The organism is Pseudomonas sp. LS1212 (assembly GCF_024741815.1).
Taxonomy (GTDB): Bacteria; Pseudomonadota; Gammaproteobacteria; order Pseudomonadales; family Pseudomonadaceae; genus Aquipseudomonas.
Map to the genome: position 1 here is coordinate 1327025 of NZ_CP102951.1, position 19344 is coordinate 1346368.

General features: G+C 61.2%; 17 protein-coding genes. 16 read left to right on the forward strand and 1 reads right to left on the reverse strand.

Features of this window, described 5'->3' with window-relative positions:
* The first annotated feature begins 7 nt into the window (after positions 1–7).
* The 14 genes from NVV94_RS06115 (at position 8) to ispD (ending at position 16186) form a co-directional block, all read left to right on the forward strand.
* Positions 8–511 carry an OmpH family outer membrane protein gene (locus tag NVV94_RS06115; protein ID WP_258446338.1) on the forward strand — a complete coding sequence of 168 codons (504 nt, stop codon included), beginning with the start codon at positions 8–10 and terminating at the stop codon, positions 509–511.
* 2 nt (positions 512–513) lie between these two features.
* A complete protein-coding gene (gene lpxD / locus NVV94_RS06120) occupies positions 514–1569 on the forward strand; it encodes a UDP-3-O-(3-hydroxymyristoyl)glucosamine N-acyltransferase (RefSeq protein WP_408733450.1) in 1056 nt (351 codons plus the stop codon).
* A 112-nt stretch (positions 1570–1681) separates the two neighbouring features.
* The gene (gene fabZ / locus NVV94_RS06125; protein ID WP_258446339.1) at positions 1682–2122 is read left to right on the forward strand and encodes a 3-hydroxyacyl-ACP dehydratase FabZ; all 441 of its coding nucleotides are present in this window, start codon (positions 1682–1684) and stop codon (positions 2120–2122) included.
* Positions 2119–2895, forward strand: a complete 777-nt coding sequence (gene lpxA / locus NVV94_RS06130) for an acyl-ACP--UDP-N-acetylglucosamine O-acyltransferase (protein WP_258446340.1) — start codon at positions 2119–2121, stop codon at positions 2893–2895. The genes fabZ and lpxA overlap by 4 nt, the downstream gene beginning before the upstream one ends.
* A 2-nt stretch (positions 2896–2897) precedes the next feature.
* Complete coding sequence (gene lpxB, locus NVV94_RS06135) at positions 2898–4019, forward strand: lipid-A-disaccharide synthase (protein WP_258446341.1); 1122 nt, start codon at positions 2898–2900, stop codon at positions 4017–4019.
* Positions 4020–4030: 11 nt separating this feature from the next.
* Entirely contained in the window at positions 4031–4660 is a 630-nt protein-coding gene (rnhB, locus tag NVV94_RS06140) for a ribonuclease HII (protein ID WP_258446342.1), read from the forward strand.
* Positions 4661–4730: 70 nt separating this feature from the next.
* Complete coding sequence (gene dnaE, locus NVV94_RS06145; RefSeq protein ID WP_258446343.1) at positions 4731–8252, forward strand: DNA polymerase III subunit alpha; 3522 nt, start codon at positions 4731–4733, stop codon at positions 8250–8252.
* 162 nt (positions 8253–8414) lie between these two features.
* Complete coding sequence (locus NVV94_RS06150; RefSeq protein ID WP_258446344.1) at positions 8415–9362, forward strand: acetyl-CoA carboxylase carboxyltransferase subunit alpha; 948 nt, start codon at positions 8415–8417, stop codon at positions 9360–9362.
* A gap of 158 nt (positions 9363–9520) precedes the next feature.
* Complete coding sequence (gene tilS, locus NVV94_RS06155; RefSeq protein ID WP_258446345.1) at positions 9521–10828, forward strand: tRNA lysidine(34) synthetase TilS; 1308 nt, start codon at positions 9521–9523, stop codon at positions 10826–10828.
* A 270-nt stretch (positions 10829–11098) separates the two neighbouring features.
* Positions 11099–12730: a CTP synthase gene (locus NVV94_RS06160; protein WP_258446346.1), complete on the forward strand. Its 1632-nt coding sequence runs from the start codon at positions 11099–11101 to the stop codon at positions 12728–12730.
* 17 nt (positions 12731–12747) lie between these two features.
* Positions 12748–13593, forward strand: coding sequence for a 3-deoxy-8-phosphooctulonate synthase (kdsA, locus tag NVV94_RS06165; RefSeq protein WP_258446347.1), 846 nt, complete (start codon positions 12748–12750; stop codon positions 13591–13593).
* Between the two features lie 155 nt (positions 13594–13748).
* Entirely contained in the window at positions 13749–15038 is a 1290-nt protein-coding gene (gene eno / locus NVV94_RS06170; RefSeq protein WP_258446348.1) for a phosphopyruvate hydratase, read from the forward strand.
* 165 nt (positions 15039–15203) lie between these two features.
* Positions 15204–15482, forward strand: coding sequence for a cell division protein FtsB (gene ftsB, locus NVV94_RS06175; RefSeq protein WP_043863271.1), 279 nt, complete (start codon positions 15204–15206; stop codon positions 15480–15482).
* A complete protein-coding gene (gene ispD, locus NVV94_RS06180; RefSeq protein ID WP_258446349.1) occupies positions 15479–16186 on the forward strand; it encodes a 2-C-methyl-D-erythritol 4-phosphate cytidylyltransferase in 708 nt (235 codons plus the stop codon). Before ftsB ends, ispD begins: the two co-directional genes overlap by 4 nt.
* A gap of 119 nt (positions 16187–16305) precedes the next feature.
* Here ispD and NVV94_RS06185 read toward each other — a convergent pair whose 3' ends face one another.
* Positions 16306–17205, reverse strand: coding sequence for a LysR substrate-binding domain-containing protein (locus tag NVV94_RS06185; RefSeq protein ID WP_258446350.1), 900 nt, complete (start codon positions 17203–17205; stop codon positions 16306–16308).
* 104 nt (positions 17206–17309) lie between these two features.
* Between NVV94_RS06185 and NVV94_RS06190 the strand changes: the two genes are divergently transcribed.
* Positions 17310–18422, forward strand: coding sequence for an S-(hydroxymethyl)glutathione dehydrogenase/class III alcohol dehydrogenase (locus NVV94_RS06190; RefSeq protein ID WP_258446351.1), 1113 nt, complete (start codon positions 17310–17312; stop codon positions 18420–18422).
* 8 nt (positions 18423–18430) lie between these two features.
* On the forward strand, positions 18431–19273 hold the full coding sequence (gene fghA, locus NVV94_RS06195; RefSeq protein WP_258446352.1) for an S-formylglutathione hydrolase: 843 nt from the start codon (positions 18431–18433) through the stop codon (positions 19271–19273).
* Positions 19274–19344: the final 71 nt, after the last annotated feature.

A 19344-nucleotide genomic window follows, 5' to 3' on the forward strand; every position in this document is an offset into this window, starting at 1 on the left:
GTGCATCGTGCGTAAGTTGACTCAACTGGTTCTTCTGACTGCGGCCCTGGTCGCGACTCCGGCCTTCGCGGAGATGAAAATTGCTGTTCTGAACTATCAAATGGCCCTGCTCGAATCGGACGCGGCGAAGAAGTACGCAGTGGATGCCGAGAAGAAGTTCGGCCCGCAACTGACCAAGCTCAAGTCGCTGGAAAGCAGCGCCAAGGGTATCCAGGATCGTCTGGTCAGCGGTGGCGACAAGATGGCTCAGCCTGAGCGCGAGCGTCTGGAGCTTGAATTCAAGCAAAAGGCGCGTGACTTCCAGTTCCAGTCCAAGGAACTGAACGAAGCCAAGGCCGTAGCTGACCGCGAAATGCTCAAGCAGCTCAAGCCGAAACTCGATGGCGCCGTGGAAGCAGTCATCAAGAAAGGTGGTTACGACCTGGTCTTCGAGCGCGGTGCAGTGATTGATGTCAAGCCTCAGTACGACATCACTCGCCAAGTCATCGAGCGCATGAACCAGTCGCGCTGATCATGACGGCGACCATGAAGCTCGGCCAGTTGGCCGAGTACCTCGGGGCCACGTTGCGTGGCCCGGTGGACAAGGACATCACTGGGCTGGCCACGCTTCAAGAGGCCGGCCCGACTCAGCTGAGCTTTCTGGCCAACCCCCAGTACCGCAAGTTCCTGGCTGACAGCAAGGCAGCGGCCGTGCTGCTCAAGGCGGCTGACGCCGAGGGTTTTGCCGGGGATGCGCTGATCGTTGCCGATCCCTACCTGGCCTATGCCCGCATTTCCCATCTGTTCGATCCCAAGCCCAGGGCTGTGGCGGGTATTCACCCCAGCGCCGTAGTGGCCCAGGACGCAGTGGTCGATGCCAGCGCCAGTATCGGCGCGTTTGCCGTGATCGAAAGCGCTGCGCAGATTGGCCCGGGTGTGACCGTGGGCGCGCATTGCTATGTCGGCGCGCGTAGCGTGATCGGTGAAGGCGGCTGGTTGGCGCCTCGGGTAACCCTGTACCACGATGTTCGCATCGGCAAGCGGGTGGTCATCCAGTCCGGTGCCGTGCTCGGCGGAGAAGGCTTCGGCTTTGCCAACGAGAAAGGCGTGTGGCAGAAGATTGCCCAGATTGGCGGCGTGACCGTCGGCGACGATGTCGAAATCGGCGTGAATACCGCTATTGATCGCGGCGCCCTGGCCGATACCGTGATTGGCAACGGCGTCAAACTGGATAACCAGATCCAGATCGCACATAACGTGCAGGTCGGGGATCACACCGCCATGGCGGCCTGTGTCGGTATTTCCGGCAGCACCCGCATCGGCAAGCATTGCACCATCGCCGGCGGCGTCGGCATGGTTGGTCATATCGATGTCTGTGATGGTGTATTCGTCACTGGCATGACCATGGTTACCCACTCGATTACCGAGCCGGGTGCCTATTCTTCCGGTACGGCCATGCAGCCAGCGGCACAATGGCGCAAGAGTGCGGCGAGGATTCGCAAGTTGGACGACATGTCGAAACGCCTGCAACAGCTGGAAAAGCGCGTCGAGGCCGTGACCCCAGGCGGTAAAGCTTCATCAGAAGGCTGATACCATTTTCCATATCAAGTGTGCTCAGCCGCTAAACTGCCTCCTTGATTTGCAATAGGAGTGCTGCGCGAAAGTGCGCGCTCCCTATCTTTACTACAGGCTTCCCCCCGAAATGATGGACATCAACGAGATTCGCGAATACCTGCCCCACCGTTATCCGTTCCTGCTGGTGGACCGGGTAGTGGAACTGGATGTCGAGGCGCAGCGTATTCGTGCCTATAAGAATGTCAGCATCAACGAGCCGTTCTTCAATGGCCATTTCCCTCAGCATCCGATCATGCCGGGCGTACTGATCATCGAAGCCATGGCCCAGGCCGCCGGTATCCTTGGTTTCAAGATGCTCGACGTCAAGCCTGCCGACGGTACGCTCTACTACTTCGTAGGCTCGGACAAGCTGCGCTTCCGTCAGCCCGTGACGCCCGGCGATCAGTTGATCCTCGAGGCCAGGTTCATCAGCAGCAAGCGCCAGATCTGGAAGTTCGAATGCCAGGCGTCGGTGGATGGCAAGCCGGTATGCTCGGCCGAAATCATCTGTGCGGAACGCAAGCTATGAGTTTGATTGACCCTCGCGCAATCATCGATCCGACGGCCGTGCTGGCCGCGGGCGTCGAGGTCGGCCCCTGGTCGATCGTTGGCGCGGGTGTGGAAATCGGCGAGGGTTCGGTCATCGGGCCACACGTAATACTCAAAGGCCCGACCCGGATCGGCAAGCACAACCGCATCTATCAGTTTTCCTCGATAGGTGAGGACACGCCTGACCTGAAGTACAAGGGTGAAGTCACCCGTTTGGTCGTCGGTGACCATAACGTCATCCGCGAAGGCGTGACCATTCACCGTGGCACCGTCCAGGACCGCTCGGAAACCACCCTTGGCGACCATAACCTGATCATGGCCTATGCCCATATCGGGCATGACAGCGTCATCGGCAACCATTGCATCCTGGTCAACAATACCGCCCTGGCCGGTCACGTCCACGTGGATGACTGGGCGATCCTGTCCGGCTATACCCTGGTGCACCAGTTCTGCCATATCGGCGCCCACAGCTTCTCCGGCATGGGCACCGCGATCGGCAAGGACGTGCCGGCCTTCGTCACCGTATTCGGCAACCCCGCCGAAGCGCGCAGCATGAACTTCGAGGGCATGCGCCGTCGTGGCTTCAGCGACGATGCCATCCATGCCCTGCGTCGCGCCTACAAGGTGGTCTATCGCCAGGGGCTCACGGTCGAGCAGGCGATCGCCGAGCTGGCAGAGCCGGCGACCCAGTTTCCGGAAGTCGACGTGTTTCTCAAGTCGATCCAGAACTCGACCCGCGGCATCACGCGCTGACCATGGCGGGTCTATGCGTAGCGCTGGTGGCGGGTGAGGCCAGCGGCGATATTCTCGGCGCGGGCTTGATGCGTGCGCTCAAGGATCGGCACCCGGATGTCGAGTTCATTGGAGTCGGCGGGCCGCTCATGCAGGCCCAGGGGCTGAGTTCCTACTTCCCGATGGAGCGCCTGGCGGTGATGGGCCTGGTCGAAGTATTGGGCCGGCTGCGCGAATTGCTCAAACGGCGCAAGCTGCTCGTCCAGACGCTGATCGAGCGCAAGCCCGATGTCTTTATCGGCATCGATGCCCCGGATTTCAACCTCAATATCGAACTCCAGCTGCGTCGGGCCGGCATCAAGACCGTGCACTACGTCAGCCCGTCGGTCTGGGCCTGGCGCCAGAAACGGGTGCTGAAGATCCGCGAAGGCTGCGACCTGATGCTGACGCTGTTTCCCTTCGAGGCTCGTTTTTACGAAGAGAAGGGTGTGCCGGTTCGCTTTGTCGGCCATCCGTTGGCCGATACCATCGCGCTGGATGCCGATCGCAGTGCAGCCCGTGCCGAACTGAACCTGCCGCAAGGCTCGCTAGTGGCATTGATGCCCGGAAGCCGGGGCGGTGAGGTCGGTCGCCTGGGTGGCCTGTTTCTCGATGCTGCCGAACGCCTGCGGGCGCTGGTGCCGGGCGTGCACTTTGTCGTGCCCTGCGCCAATGCCGAGCGCCGTGCTCAACTGGAACAGATGCTGCCCGGGCGCGACCTGCCGCTGACCCTGCTCGACGGTCGTTCGCACCAGGCCCTGGCGGCCTGTGATGCGGTGCTGATCGCTTCGGGGACAGCGACCCTGGAAGCCCTGCTGTTCAAGCGCCCCATGGTAGTGGCCTACCGGATGGCGCCTTTGACTTACTGGATTCTCAAGCGTCTGGTAAAAAGCCCTTACGTCTCCTTGCCAAACCTGTTGGCGCAAAGGTTGCTGGTGCCAGAATTATTGCAAGAGGCCGCCACGCCCGATGCCCTGGCCCAGACCCTGGCACCGTTGATCCGGGCGGGGGTGGAGCAGACCGAAGGGTTTGACCAGATACACCGTACCTTGCGTCGCGATGCCTCGAACCAGGCTGCCGAGGCGGTCCTGGCCCTAATACGTTGAGTAACCGATAGATGCAAATGGGATTGGACTTCAACCTGGTCGAGGACCTGGTCGCCGGTGTCGATGAAGTGGGCCGTGGCCCGCTCTGCGGTGCGGTAGTGACTGCTGCGGTGATTCTCGACCCGCGCCGGCCGATTCTCGGGCTGAACGACTCGAAAAAACTCACCGAGGCGCGGCGTGAGCTGCTGTTCGAGGAAATCTGTGAAAAGGCCCTGAGCTGGTGCATCGCCCGTGCCGAGGTCGAGGAAATCGACAAGCTCAATATCCTTCACGCGACCATGCTGGCCATGCAGCGTGCGGTGGAAGGCCTCGGCGTGACGCCGAAACTGGCGTTGATCGATGGCAACCGCTGCCCGAAGCTGGCGGTGCCGTCGGCGCCGGTGATCAAGGGCGACAGCCAGGTCCCGGCGATCGCTGCCGCTTCGATCCTGGCCAAGGTCAGTCGTGATCGTGAAATGGCTGCTTTCGAATTGATCTACCCGGGCTACGGGATCGGCGGGCACAAGGGTTATCCGACGCCCGTTCATCTGGAAGCCTTGGCCCGCCTGGGCCCGACGCCCATTCACCGGCGCTCGTTCGGCCCCGTCCGGGCAGCGTATGAGGCGCGCGAACAGTTGGATTCCGGATTCACGCTAGCCTGAGCTGGCTGATGTTTTTATCAAGGCCCGGTACAATCCGGGCCTTGTTGTTTTTGGCACCTATAGGATCACCATGTCGGCTTCTTTCGTTCATCTACGCCTGCACACCGAATATTCGCTGGTCGATGGTCTGGTGCGGATCAAGCCGCTGGTCAAGGCCCTGGCCGGGATGAACATGCCCGCCGTGGCGGTCACCGACCAGAACAACATGTGCTCGCTGGTCAAGTTCTACAAGACTGCCATGGGCGCCGGTATCAAGCCGATCTGCGGCGCCGACCTGTGGCTGGCCAATCGCGACCCCGAAGCGCCGTTGAGCCGTATCAGCTTCCTGGCGATGAACGCCCAGGGCTACCGCAACCTGACCGAGCTGATTTCCCGTGGTTTCATCGAAGGCCAGCGCAATGGCCAGGTGATCATCGACAAGGACTGGATCCCGCCTGCCAGCGAAGGTCTGATCGCGTTGTCCGCGGCCAAGGAGGGCGATATCGGCATGACCCTGCTGGGCGGCAACCCGGATGATGCCGAAGCGCTCTTGCGCGAATGGATGGCGATTTTTCCCGACCGTTTCTATGTCGAGGTCCAGCGCACCAACCGCACCAACGACGAAGAATACCTGCATGCGGCCGTGGCCCTGGCCAGCAAGGTCGGTGCGCCGCTGGTCGCCACCAACGATGTGCGTTTCATCAAGCAGGAAGACTTCGAGGCGCACGAAACGCGCGTCTGCATCGGTGAGGGCCGCGCCCTCGACGACCCGCGCCGGTCGAAGAACTACAGCGACCAGCAATACCTGAAAAGCCCGGCCGAGATGGCCGAGCTGTTCAGTGACCTGCCCGAGGCCCTGGAAAACACCGTCGAGATCGCCAAGCGCTGCAACATCGACGTCAAGCTGGGCAAGCACTTCCTGCCCGACTATCCGATTCCCGATGGCATGACCATTGATGAGTATTTCCGCAAGGTGTCTTTCGATGGCCTGGAAGAGCGCCTCAGCGTGCTGCTGCCCAGGGACACCACCGAAGACTACGAAGCCAAGCGCCAGGTGTACGTCGACCGGCTGAATTTCGAGCTGGATATCATCATCCAGATGGGCTTTCCCGGTTACTTCCTGATCGTTATGGACTTCATCCAGTGGGCGAAGAGCAACGGCGTGCCGGTCGGTCCGGGCCGGGGGTCGGGTGCCGGTTCCCTGGTGGCCTATGTGCAAAAGATCACCGACCTCGACCCGTTGGAGTACGACCTGCTGTTCGAGCGGTTCCTGAACCCGGAACGGGTCTCGATGCCCGACTTCGACGTCGACTTCTGCATGGACGGTCGCGACCGGGTCATCGACTATGTGGCCGAGAAGTACGGCCGCAATGCCGTGAGCCAGATCATCACCTTCGGTTCCATGGCGGCCAAGGCCGTGGTGCGCGACGTGGCGCGGGTCCAGGGCAAGTCCTACGGCCTGGCCGACCGTCTGTCGAAGATGATCCCTTTTGAAGTGGGCATGACCCTGGAAAAAGCCTACGAGCAAGAGGAGATCCTGCGCGATTTCCTCAAGGTCGATGAAGAGGCCGCGGAAATCTGGGAGATGGCGCGCAAGCTCGAAGGCATCACCCGTAACGTCGGCAAGCACGCCGGTGGCGTGGTGATCGCGCCGACCAAGCTGACAGACTTCTCGCCGATCTATTGCGACGAGGAGGGCGGCGGCCTGGTGACCCAGTTCGATAAGGACGACGTTGAGGCTGCAGGCCTGGTGAAGTTCGACTTCCTCGGCCTGCGTACCCTGACGATCATCGACTGGGCCTTGAAAACCATCAACCGCGACCGGGCCAAGGTCGGCGAAGAACCGCTGGATATCGCCTTCATCCCGTTGGACGACAAGCCGACCTATACCCTGCTGCAAAAAGCCGAAACCACGGCGGTGTTCCAGCTTGAATCGCGCGGCATGAAGGAGCTGATCAAAAAGCTCAAGCCCGACTGCCTGGAAGACTTGATCGCACTGGTGGCACTGTTCCGCCCCGGCCCGCTGCAATCGGGCATGGTGGACGACTTCATCAACCGCAAGCACGGGCGTGCGGAGCTGGCGTACCCGCACTCGGACTACCAGTACGAAGGCCTCAAGCCGGTTCTGGCGCCGACCTACGGCATCATCCTGTACCAGGAACAGGTGATGCAGATCGCCCAGGTCATGGCCGGCTACACCCTCGGTGGCGCGGACATGCTGCGCCGCGCCATGGGTAAGAAAAAGCCCGAGGAAATGGCCAAGCAGCGTGGCGGTTTCATCGAGGGTTGCGCGACCAACAATATCGACCCGGATCTTGCGGGCAACATTTTCGACCTGGTGGAAAAATTCGCCGGTTACGGCTTCAATAAATCCCACTCGGCCGCCTACGGCCTGGTTTCGTACCAGACCGCCTGGCTGAAAGCGCACTACCCGGCGCCGTTCATGGCTGCGGTACTGTCGGCCGATATGCACAACACCGACAAGGTCGTGACCTTGATCGAAGAAGTGCGCACCATGAAGTTGCGCCTCGATGCGCCAGACGTGAACACCTCCGAGTTCAAGTTCACGGTGAACGAGGAGGGCCGCATCGTTTATGGCCTTGGCGCGATCAAGGGGGTGGGCGAGGGGCCGGTCGAGGCGATCACCGAGGCCCGGCAGGCAGGTCCCTTCAAGGATCTGTTCGACTTCTGTGAGCGTGTCGACCTCAAGCGCATCAACAAGCGTACCCTCGATGGCTTGATTCGCAGCGGTGCCCTGGACCGCCTCGGGCCGCACTTCCATGATGAGCCCAAGGCCTACCAGGCCAACATCGACCAGAACCGGGCGGTATTACTGGCGGCGATGGAAGAGGCGATCAAGGCGGCGGAGCAGACCGCCCGCACCCACGACAGCGGCCACGACGACCTGTTCGGCGGCTTGTTCGTCGAAGCCGATGCCGATGTCTATGCCAGCCATCGCAAGGCCAAGGAGCTGACCCTCAAGGAGCGTCTGCGCGGCGAGAAGGAAACCCTGGGCCTGTACCTGACCGGACACCCGATCGACGAATACGAGGGCGAGATTCGCCGTTTCGCTCGTCAGCGCATCATCGACCTCAAGCCGGCCCGCGATACCCAGACCGTGGCGGGGATGATCATTGCCCTGCGGGTGATGAAGAACAAGAAGGGTGACAAGATGGGCTTCATCACCCTCGATGACCGCTCGGCAAGGATCGAGGCTTCGCTGTTCGCCGATGCATTCCACTCGGCGCAATCCTTGCTGCAAACCGATGCCATGGTGGTGGTCGAGGGTGAGGTCAGCAATGACGACTTCTCCGGTGGTCTGCGCCTGCGGGTCAAGCGCGTGATGAGCATGGAAGATGCCCGCACCAATCTGGCCGAGAGCTTGCGCCTGAAGGTACGTACCGAGGCGCTCAAGGGCGACCGGTTGTCCTGGCTGGGCGAATTGTTCAAGCGCCATCGGGGTGCCTGCCCGATTACCATGGAGTACACCGGCCCCGACGCCAAGGCGCTCTTGCAGTTCGGCGAGGGGTGGCGAATCGACCCGGCCGACAGCTTGATTCAAGCGCTGCGTGACCAGTTCGGCCGTGAGAACGTCTTTCTGCAATATCGTTGAGCCAGACCCCTGGCCAAAATGCCGTCGAAGACGGCTTTTACAGGGGTGGGGTCTTGACCCGGAATTTATTAATCTCGACCTGAATGCGCCTGATCCCTTAAGGTAGGGCGCCAAACGGATCAACCGGCCGGCCGCTTGGCCGTCGACCCAAGACGGATGCCTATGAACCCGAATTTTCTTGATTTCGAACAGCCGATTGCTGACCTGCAAGCCAAGATCGAAGAGCTGCGCCTGGTCGGTAACGATAACTCGCTGAACATTGGCGATGAGATCGCTCGTCTGCAAGACAAGAGCAGCACGCTGACCGAGAGTATTTTCGGCAGCCTGACCAGCTGGCAGATTGCGCGCCTGGCGCGTCATCCACGTCGTCCCTATACCCTGGACTACATCAGCCACATCTTCACCGAGTTCGATGAGCTGCACGGTGACCGGCACTTTTCCGATGATGCCGCCATCGTCGGTGGCGTCGCACGTCTGGACGACCAGCCGGTGATGGTGATCGGCCACCAGAAAGGCCGTGAAGTGCGCGAGAAGGTCCGTCGCAACTTCGGCATGCCGCGCCCTGAAGGCTACCGCAAGGCTTGCCGCCTGATGGAAATGGCCGAGCGCTTCAATATGCCGATCCTGACCTTCATCGACACCCCGGGCGCCTATCCCGGCATCGACGCCGAAGAGCGCAACCAGAGCGAGGCGATTGCCTGGAACCTGCGCGTCATGGCTCGCCTGAAAACCCCGATCATCGCGACCGTCATCGGTGAAGGCGGTTCCGGCGGTGCGCTGGCGATCGGCGTGTGCGATCAGTTGAACATGCTGCAATACTCCACCTATGCGGTGATCTCGCCGGAAGGCTGCGCGTCGATCCTGTGGAAAACCGCCGAGAAGGCCTCCGATGCGGCCGAAGCCATGGGCATCACGGCCGAGCGCCTGAAGCACCTGGGTATCGTCGACAAGGTCATCAACGAACCATTGGGTGGCGCACATCGCGATCCGGCAGCTGCGGCCGCTTCGATTCGTCAGGAGCTGACTTCCCAGCTGTCCATGCTCAAGAATTTCGATAGCGACGCACTGCTGGCGCGCCGTTACGAGCGCCTGATGAGCTATGGCCTCTGATTTGATGTATTAAGCGGAAGGTCCTACGGACCTTATCGCTGGCAAGCCAGCTCCCACAGGGGCCAGTGCAACCACAAAATGTGGTGCCGCCGCGGATTACTGTGGGAGCTGGCTTGCCAGCGATCGAGCGCAAAGCGCTCGCAACGAGTGCCAGTTCCATGAATACCCTCCAGAGTCGACTGCTAACCAATCTGGCCCCCTGGCGCAACGCCCCCGCCTGGCACATCGCCCTCTCGGGCGGCCTGGACTCCACCGTCCTGCTCCACCTCCTGGCCGACCTGGCCCAACAGCACGCCTTGCCCCCTTTGAGCGTCATCCATGTTCATCATGGTTTGCAGATCGCGGCCGATCCCTGGCCGGAACACTGCCGACGGCTCTGCAAGGCCCTGAATCTGCCCTTGCAGGTCATCGAGGTGCAGGTGCAGCCTGGAGCGAGTCTGGAGCAGCAAGCCCGTGAAGCGCGTTACACGGCCTTCGAGCAGGTGCTGCAGGCCGGTGAAGTGCTGTTGACGGCGCAACACCGTGAAGATCAGGCCGAAACCCTGCTGTTTCGCTTGTTGCGCGGTGCCGGGCTGCGTGGTCTGACGGCGATCCCCACGCACCGGCCCTTGGGCCTTGGTGAGCTGGTGCGGCCAATGCTCGAATGCTCGCGCAGTCAATTGCTGGCGTACGCCCAGGCGCATTCGCTGCAGTGGATCGAAGATCCTTCCAACACCGACAGTCGCTTCTCACGCAACTTTCTACGTCACCAGGTATTTCCTTCGCTTGCCCTGCGCTGGCCCCAAGCGGCTGCGAACATGGCCCGTAGCGCCGTACATCTGAGCGAAGCCCAGGGCCTGCTCGACGAAGTAGCCGAGCAGGACTTGAGTGCTGCCTCGGCGCCGAGTGATTTCGACTGGCTGGGCCTGCCGTCGCTGGTACTGGAGCCTCTGCGACGGCTGTCACCGGCGCGCCAGCGCAATGCATTGCAATATTGGCTGGTGGCCTGCACGCGCCTGCCCGACAGCCGGCACTGGGCCGGCTGGGACAGTTTGCGCGATGCCGGTGACGACGCCCGGCCGATCTGGCGCCTGACCGACGGCGAAATGCACAGGGCGGTCGGGCGCCTGTGGTGGTTGTCGGGTAGCTGGTTGCAGCCACCGGGAGAGTCGATTGCCTGGGACGATCCGGGCCGGGCCCTGGCGTTGCCGGGTAATGGCACCGTGCATCTGAGCGGCATCTTGCCGCAGGGTCGCTATGAAGTTCGCTATCGCCAGGGCGGCGAAGTGCTGGAGCAAATGCCGCGCGGGGCGCGCGATCTCAAGCGGCTGCTCAACGAGTGGGGCCTGCCCCTGTTCGCCCGCGGCCGATTGCCGCTGCTGTACCGCGATGGTCAGTTGCTGGCGGCGGCAAACCTGCCTGGAGCAGGGGCCCGGGGCTGGCAATTGCACTGGGTGCCACCGACGAACGCGCAACGTTTGAGATGAAAGGCCGTTTCCGGTAGACTACGCTCCCTTCTTGATACAACTTCTGTGGATTCTTCTGAATCGCAGCAGTTGCCGATTACCAAGCAGTCTTTGCTGGGCGATTCTAAAAATGTGTAGCGAGCGCCGTACCGGGTCGTTTTATCCCGGTCTGTACAAACGCAGCTGTTTTTCGACGTGCACCGTGAATAATGCAGGTGATCGGGGGCTTCGGCCTTCCTTCGCTTTCCCCGGCGGCTCTGACCGCTTTAACGCAGACTTCTAGGGTTTTTCATGACGCGCTACATCTTCGTCACGGGCGGTGTTGTTTCTTCATTGGGGAAAGGCATTGCATCGGCATCATTGGCGGCCATCCTGGAGGCGCGGGGACTTAAGGTCACCATGCTCAAGCTGGACCCGTACATCAACGTCGACCCGGGTACCATGAGCCCGTTCCAGCACGGTGAAGTGTTCGTCACCCATGACGGTGCTGAGACCGACCTGGACCTGGGCCACTACGAGCGGTTCATCCGCACGACCATGACCCAGAACAACAACTTCACCACGGGCCGTGTCTACGAGCACGTGTTGCGCAAGGAGCGCCGTGGTGACTACCTGGGCGCCACCATCCAGGTGATTCCGCACATCACCGACGAAATCAAGCGCCGCATCATCAAGGGTGCCGGCGACGCCGACGTGGCAATGGTCGAGATCGGTGGCACCGTGGGTGACATCGAGTCGCAACCGTTCCTCGAGGCGATCCGTCAGCTGCGTGTCGAAGTCGGCGCCAAGCGCGCGATGCTGATGCACCTGACGCTGGTTCCGTACATCGCCACCGCTGGCGAGACCAAGACCAAGCCGACGCAACACTCGGTCAAGGAGCTGCGCTCCATCGGTCTGCAGCCGGACGTGCTGATTTGCCGTTCCGACCATCCGGTCGACGTTTCCTCGCGCCGCAAGATCGCGCTGTTCACCAACGTTGAAGAGCGTGCGGTGATCTCCCTGGAAGACGTCGATACCATCTACAAGATCCCGGCCGTGCTGCACGCCCAGGGCCTGGACGACTTCGTCGTCGAGCGCTTCGGCCTGCAATGTGGCGGTGCTGACCTTTCCGAGTGGGAAAAAGTGGTCGACGCCAAGCTCAATCCCGAGCATGAAGTCACCATCGCCATGGTCGGCAAATACATGGAGCTGCTGGACGCTTACAAGTCGCTGATCGAAGCGATGAGCCACGCCGGCATCCAGAACCGCACCAAGGTCAACCTGCGCTATATCGATTCCGAAGACATCGAGAACCAGGGTACCGAGTTGCTCGAAGGCGTCGACGCCATTCTGGTACCGGGCGGCTTCGGTCTGCGTGGGGTCGAAGGCAAGATCACCGCGGTGCAGTACGCTCGTGAGAACAAGGTTCCGTACCTGGGCATCTGCCTGGGGATGCAGGTCGCCGTGATCGAGTTCGCCCGCAACGTCATGGGCTGGAAGGACGCCAACTCCACCGAGTTCGATCGCACCTGCGGTCACCCGGTCGTGGGCCTGATCACCGAGTGGGAAGATGCCACCGGCGCAGTCGAAACCCGTACCGAAGCCTCCGACCTGGGCGGCACCATGCGCCTGGGTGCCCAGGAGTGCCAGCTGGAAAACGGCACCAAGGTCCATGACTGCTATGCCAAGGACGTGATCGTCGAGCGTCATCGTCACCGCTATGAAGTGAACAACAAGCTGCTGCCTCAGTTGATGGAAGCCGGCCTGAAAATTTCCGGGCGTTCCGGTGATGGCGCGCTGGTCGAAGTGGTTGAAGCCAACGACCATCCATGGTTCGTCGCTTGCCAGTTCCACCCGGAATTCACATCGACCCCACGTGACGGCCACCCGCTGTTCAGTGGCTTCGTCAAGGCCGCTTTGGCTCAATATCAGAAGAAAGCCTGATCCGGGGACTGAAAAGCATGGCGCAGAAGATCATCCGCGTAGGCAACATCGAAATCGCCAACGACAAGCCCATGGTGCTGTTTGGCGGCATGAACGTGCTGGAAAGCCGCGACATGGCGATGCAGGTCTGTGAAGAGTACGTACGGGTCACCGAGAAACTCGGTATCCCTTACGTGTTCAAGGCCAGCTTCGACAAGGCCAATCGCTCGTCGATAAGCTCCTATCGTGGCCCGGGCCTGGAAGAGGGCATGCGGATTTTCGAAGAGGTCAAAAGCACCTTCGGCGTGCCGCTGATCACTGACGTTCATGAGCCGGAGCAGGCTGCCGTTGTCGCCGAAGTCTGCGACATCATCCAGTTGCCGGCCTTCCTGTCGCGCCAGACCGATCTGGTCGTGGCCATGGCCAAAACCGGTGCGGTCATCAACATCAAGAAGGCCCAGTTCCTCGCGCCTCAGGAAATGAAGCACATCCTGACCAAATGCGAAGAAGCCGGAAATGACCAGTTGATCCTCTGTGAGCGTGGTTCGAGCTTCGGTTACAACAACCTGGTCGTGGATATGCTCGGCTTCGGCATCATGAAGCAGTTCGAATACCCGGTGTTCTTCGACGTGACCCACTCCCTACAGATGCCGGGTGGTCGCGCCGATTCCGCCGGTGGTCGCCGTGCCCAGGTCACTGACCTGGCCAAGGCCGGCCTGAGCCAGGGTCTTGCCGGGCTGTTCCTCGAGGCGCATCCGGACCCGGATAACGCCAAGTGTGACGGTCCTTGTGCCTTGCGCCTGGACAAGCTCGAGCCGTTCCTGGCTCAGCTCAAGGCATTGGATGAACTTGTTAAAAGTTTTCCGACGGTAGAAACCGCGTAATCCTCGATTCTCCGGTAAAGTATCGCACGATTATTTCTCTGGCCCTCGGGCCAGAGCCTTGTCGTCTTCAGACCTGCCCGTTGGTCAGCGCCTGACGATGGCAACAGATTTCTCTCAGCTGCGTCGTTTTCGTCAATCTTGGAGTACTTACAACAATGGCTAAAATCGTCGACATCAAAGGTCGTGAAGTTCTCGACTCCCGTGGCAATCCCACTGTGGAAGCGGACGTGCTTCTCGACAACGGCATCATCGGCAGTGCCTGCGCGCCGTCCGGTGCTTCCACCGGCTCGCGTGAGGCACTTGAGCTGCGTGATGGCGACAAGAGCCGTTACATGGGCAAGGGCGTACTCAAGGCCGTGGCCAACATCAACGGCCCGATCCGCGCTGCGCTGCTGGGCAAGGACCCGCTTGACCAGAAAGCCCTCGACCGCACCATGATCGAGCTCGATGGCACCGAGAACAAGGGCAGCCTGGGCGCCAACGCGATCCTCGCCGTGTCCCTGGCCGCTGCAAAGGCTGCCGCCCACGACCAGGACCTGCCGCTGTACGCACACATCGCCAACCTCAACGGTACCCCGGGCGTGTACTCCATGCCGGTGCCGATGATGAACATCATCAACGGTGGCGAGCACGCCGATAACAACGTCGACATCCAGGAGTTCATGGTTCAGCCGGTTGGCGCCAAGACCTTCTCGGAAGGTCTGCGCATGGGCACCGAGATTTTCCATCACCTCAAGGCTGTGCTGAAGGCCCGTGGCCTGAACACCGCTGTCGGTGACGAAGGTGGTTTCGCCCCTAACCTGGCGTCCAACGAAGACGCGCTGTCGGCAATCGCCGAAGCCGTGGCCAATGCCGGTTACAAGCTGGGCACCGACGTGACCCTGGCCCTGGACTGCGCTGCCAGCGAATTCTACAAGGACGGCAAGTACGATCTGGCTGGCGAAGGCAAGGCGTTCGACGCTGCTGGTTTTGCCGACTACCTCAAAGGCCTGACCGAGCGTTACCCGATCATCTCCATCGAAGATGGCCTGGACGAGTCCGACTGGGCTGGCTGGAAAATCCTCACCGACAAGATCGGCGACAAGGTGCAGCTGGTCGGTGACGACCTGTTCGTAACCAACACCAAGATCCTGAAAGAAGGCATCGACAAGAAGATCGCCAACTCGATCCTGATCAAGTTCAACCAGATCGGCACCCTGACCGAAACCCTGGAAGCCATCCAGATGGCCAAGGCCGCCGGTTACACCGCGGTGATCTCCCACCGTTCGGGCGAAACCGAAGACTCGACCATTGCCGACCTGGCGGTGGGTACTGCTGCTGGCCAGATCAAGACCGGTTCGCTGTGCCGTTCCGACCGCGTTTCCAAGTACAACCAATTGCTGCGTATCGAAGAGCAACTGGGCGCCAAGGCGAAGTACAACGGCCGTGCCGAGTTTCGCGGCTAAGCAATAGATGGTAAAAAGACACTAGTTTGCGTCTGAAATGTCACGCAATGGTCCTTCAGATGCTTCCTACTGTGAGCGCTACACAGCACAAAGCCTGGCCGATGCCGGGCTTCGTGCCTTCAGTCGTTTCATGGATGCGGCTGTCTTTTTCCACTGGATACCTTGATGCGCAGTCCCTACTGGTTGTTCCTCGTCTTGCTTCTACTGCTCGGTGGCCTGCAGTATCGCCTCTGGGTGGGTAATGGAAGCCTGGCGCAGGTGGCCGACCTGAAGCAGCAAATCGCTGACCAGCACGCCGAGAACGAGCGTCTGCTGGAGCGCAACCGTGTCCTGGATGCGGAAGTGCTGGAGTTGAAAAAAGGCATGGAGACCGTTGAAGAACGTGCTCGCCATGAACTGGGCATGGTCAAGGAGGGTGAAACCCTCTACCAGTTGGCCCAATGATGTCGTCTCTGCCTGCCTTCTGGGCAGTGATTCCGGCCGCGGGCATCGGTGCCCGTATGGCTGCCGACCGTCCCAAGCAATACCTGCAACTGGGCGCGCGGACCATCCTCGAGCATAGCCTCGACTGTTTTCTCGACCACCCCTGCCTGAAGGGGCTGGTAGTCAGCCTGGCGGTTGACGATCCTTTCTGGCCGACGCTGCAAAGCGCCAGCGACCCGCGTATCCAGCGCGCCGCCGGGGGCCGCGAGCGGGCCGATTCCGTACTCAATGCCTTGTTGTTGTTGCATGCCCAGGGGGCTGCCGATGACGATTGGGTGTTGGTCCATGACGCCGCACGACCGAACCTGGCCCGTTCCGATCTGGACAAGCTGCTGGCAGAACTGGCCGATGACCCGGTCGGGGGCCTGCTGGCGGTGCCGGCGCGCGATACCCTCAAGCGGGCCGATGCCAACGGGCGGGTCAGTGCCACGGTTGACCGCAGCACGATCTGGCAGGCCTATACGCCGCAGATGTTTCGCCTGGGTGCGTTGCATCGGGCGCTGGCTGACAGCCTGGTGGCCGATGTGGCGATTACCGATGAGGCTTCGGCCATTGAATGGGCGGGGCAGGCGCCGCGGCTGATCGAAGGGCGTTCGGACAATATCAAGGTTACCCGGCCTGAAGACCTGGAGTGGTTGCGCCAGCGGTGGGCGATGCGTCGCTGATGGCCTCATCGCTGGCAAGCCAGCTCCCACAAGAGACTGGTGTCAGGCCAATATTTTGTGAACGACTTCAATCCCTGTGGGAGCTGGCTTGCCAGCGATGGGGCCTGAAAGCCTGTCCACTATGGCGCTGAGTACTCCGGCCTGCCAGCCAACCCCTCCCTTAAATAATCCACCAACTTGCGCACCTTGGGCGACAGATGCCGCTGCTGCGGGTACAGCGCCCAAACCGCCGTGTTCGGCGGCTGATGGGCTTCAAGCAAGGAAACCAGCGCACCACTGTGCAAATGCTCGAGCACATAGTAGTCAGGCAGCTGGCACAACCCCACCCCCCTAAGCGCCGCGTCGAGCACCGCCTGGCCACTGTTGCAGCGCCAGTTGCCCTGGACCCGCTGGGAAAACTCGCGCCCGTTCTGCTGCAATTGCCAGAGGTCCGAGCTGCCGATCAGGCAATTGTGCCGACCAAGCTCCGAAAGGCTGTGCGGGCGACCGTAACGTTCAAGGTAGGAGGGCGATGCGCACAAGTACATGCGCCGCGGAGCCAGGCGTGCCGCTACCAGTCGCGACTCCTGCAGGCGCCCCAGGCGTATCGCCAGGTCCAGGCCCTCGTGAACCAGGTCCAGGGTCCGGTTACTCAACTCGATGTCCACCCGCAACTGCGGGTAAAGCCCCATGAACTGAGTCACCAGCGGCACGATGAAGCGCTCGCCATAGGCCACCGCACAGGTCATGCGCAACAACCCCTTCGGTTCGCTGGTGAGATCGCCTACTGCGCGCAGGGCTTCCTCGCGCCCGTCCTGCAGGCGCTGACAATGCTGCAGGAACGTCTGGCCGGCTTCGGTCAGCGCCACCCGGCGCGTACTGCGGTAGAGAAGGCGCGTCTGCAATCGCTCTTCCAGGCGGGCGATCTGCCGGCTGATGTGCGAGGACGATACACCCAGCCGCTCGGCGGCCGCCGTGAATTGACTGCACTCGGCCACGGCGACGAACTCATCGATCCCTTCCCAGCGATTCTCGCTCATTGATTATCCCTGCATGGCAATAATGTTTTGCATTTGCCTGGATTATTCATCATTCGAGGCTCAATTACACTGGCAGACTACTGTCCCCCCTGCTGGAGAAGATGATGATCAAGTCCCGTGCTGCCGTAGCCTTCGAGGCCAAGAAACCGCTGGAGATCGTTGAAGTCGACGTGGCGATGCCCAAGGCCGGTGAAGTGCTGCTGCGCGTTGTCGCCTCCGGCGTCTGCCATACCGATGCATACACGTTGTCCGGCGCGGATCCGGAAGGCATCTTCCCGTCGATTCTCGGTCACGAAGGTGGCGCCATTGTCGAGGCCATCGGCGAGGGCGTGACCTCGGTGGCTATCGGTGATCACGTAATCCCGCTCTACACGCCTGAGTGTGGCAAGTGCAAATTCTGCCTGTCGGGCAAGACCAACCTGTGCCAGGCCATTCGCGCGACCCAGGGCAAGGGCCTGATGCCTGATGGCACCACGCGCTTTTCCTACAAGGGCCAGCAACTGTTCCACTACATGGGAACTTCGACTTTCTCCGAGTACACCGTGCTGCCGGAAATCTCCGTGGCCAAGATTCAAAAAGAAGCGCCGCTGGAAAAGGTCTGCCTGCTCGGTTGCGGCGTGACCACCGGCATTGGCGCGGTGCTCAACACGGCGAAGGTCAAGCCGGGCGATACCGTGGCTATTTTCGGTCTCGGCGGGATCGGCCTGTCGGCGGTCATCGGTGCGGTCAAGGCCAAGGCCAGCCGCATCATCGCCATCGACATCAACCCGGCCAAGTTTGAAATCGCCCGTCAACTGGGCGCCACCGATTGCGTCAACCCGAAAGACTACGATCGTCCGATCCAGGAAGTGATTGTCGACCTCACCGATGGTGGCGTCGACTTCTCCTTCGAGTGCATCGGTAACGTCCAGTTGATGCGTGCGGCGCTGGAATGCTGCCACAAGGGCTGGGGCGAGTCGGTGATCATCGGGGTGGCCGGTGCCGGCCAGGAAATCTCTACCCGTCCGTTCCAGCTGGTGACCGGTCGCGTCTGGCGCGGTTCGGCCTTTGGTGGCGTGCGTGGCCGCAGCGAGCTGCCGAGCTATGTGGAAATGGCCGAGAAGGGCGAAATCCCGCTGGACACCTTCATCACCCATACCATGGGCCTGGAAGACATCAACAAGGCTTTTGACCTGATGCATGAAGGCAAGAGCATTCGTAGCGTCATCCATTTCTGAGGTCCGCCATGAGCCTGGAAAACCTTTCCTGCCAGAAAAGCTTCGGCGGCTGGCACAAGCGTTACAAGCACCATTCCACGGTGCTGGGCTGTGACATGGTGTTTGCCGTGTACCTGCCGCCGCAGGCCGAGCAGGGCGGCAAGCTGCCCGTGCTGTACTGGCTGTCCGGCTTGACCTGCACCGACGAGAATTTCATGCAAAAGGCCGGGGCCCACAAGCTCGCGGCCGAGCTGGGGTTGATCATCGTGGCGCCCGATACCAGCCCGCGTGGCCCGCAGGTTCCGGGCGACCTGGACGGTGCCTGGGACTTTGGCCTGGGTGCCGGCTTCTATCTCAATGCCACCCAGCAACCCTGGGCCGAGCATTACCGCATGCACGATTATGTGGTGCAGGAGTTGCCGGAGCTGGTCGAGGCGCATTTCCCGGCCTCCGATCGTCGGGGCATAAGCGGCCACTCCATGGGTGGCCATGGTGCGCTGGTCTGTGCCTTGCGCAACCCCGGGCGCTATCGTTCGGTTTCGGCGTTTGCGCCGATCAGCAATCCGATCGACTGCCCGTGGGGGCAAAAGGCTTTCTCGCGTTACCTGGGCGAGGAGCGTTCGCGCTGGCGTGAGTGGGATGCAAGCGTACTGATCGCCGAGGCCGGGGAGAAACTGCCGTTGCTGGTCGATCAGGGTGATCGCGACGACTTCCTCGCCACCCAACTCAAGCCCGAGGCCCTGGTCCAGGCTGCGCGTGCGGTGGGGCACCGGCTGGAGCTGCGGATGCAGCCAGGTTATGACCATAGCTACTACTTTATCGCGAGCTTCATCGACGATCATTTGCACCACCATGCGCAGGCGTTGGCCTGACAGCCACTGTTGTGTAACGCGCAGGGACAAATCGAGCCCATTGTCGGACAAAGTAGGTAGAATCACGCCCT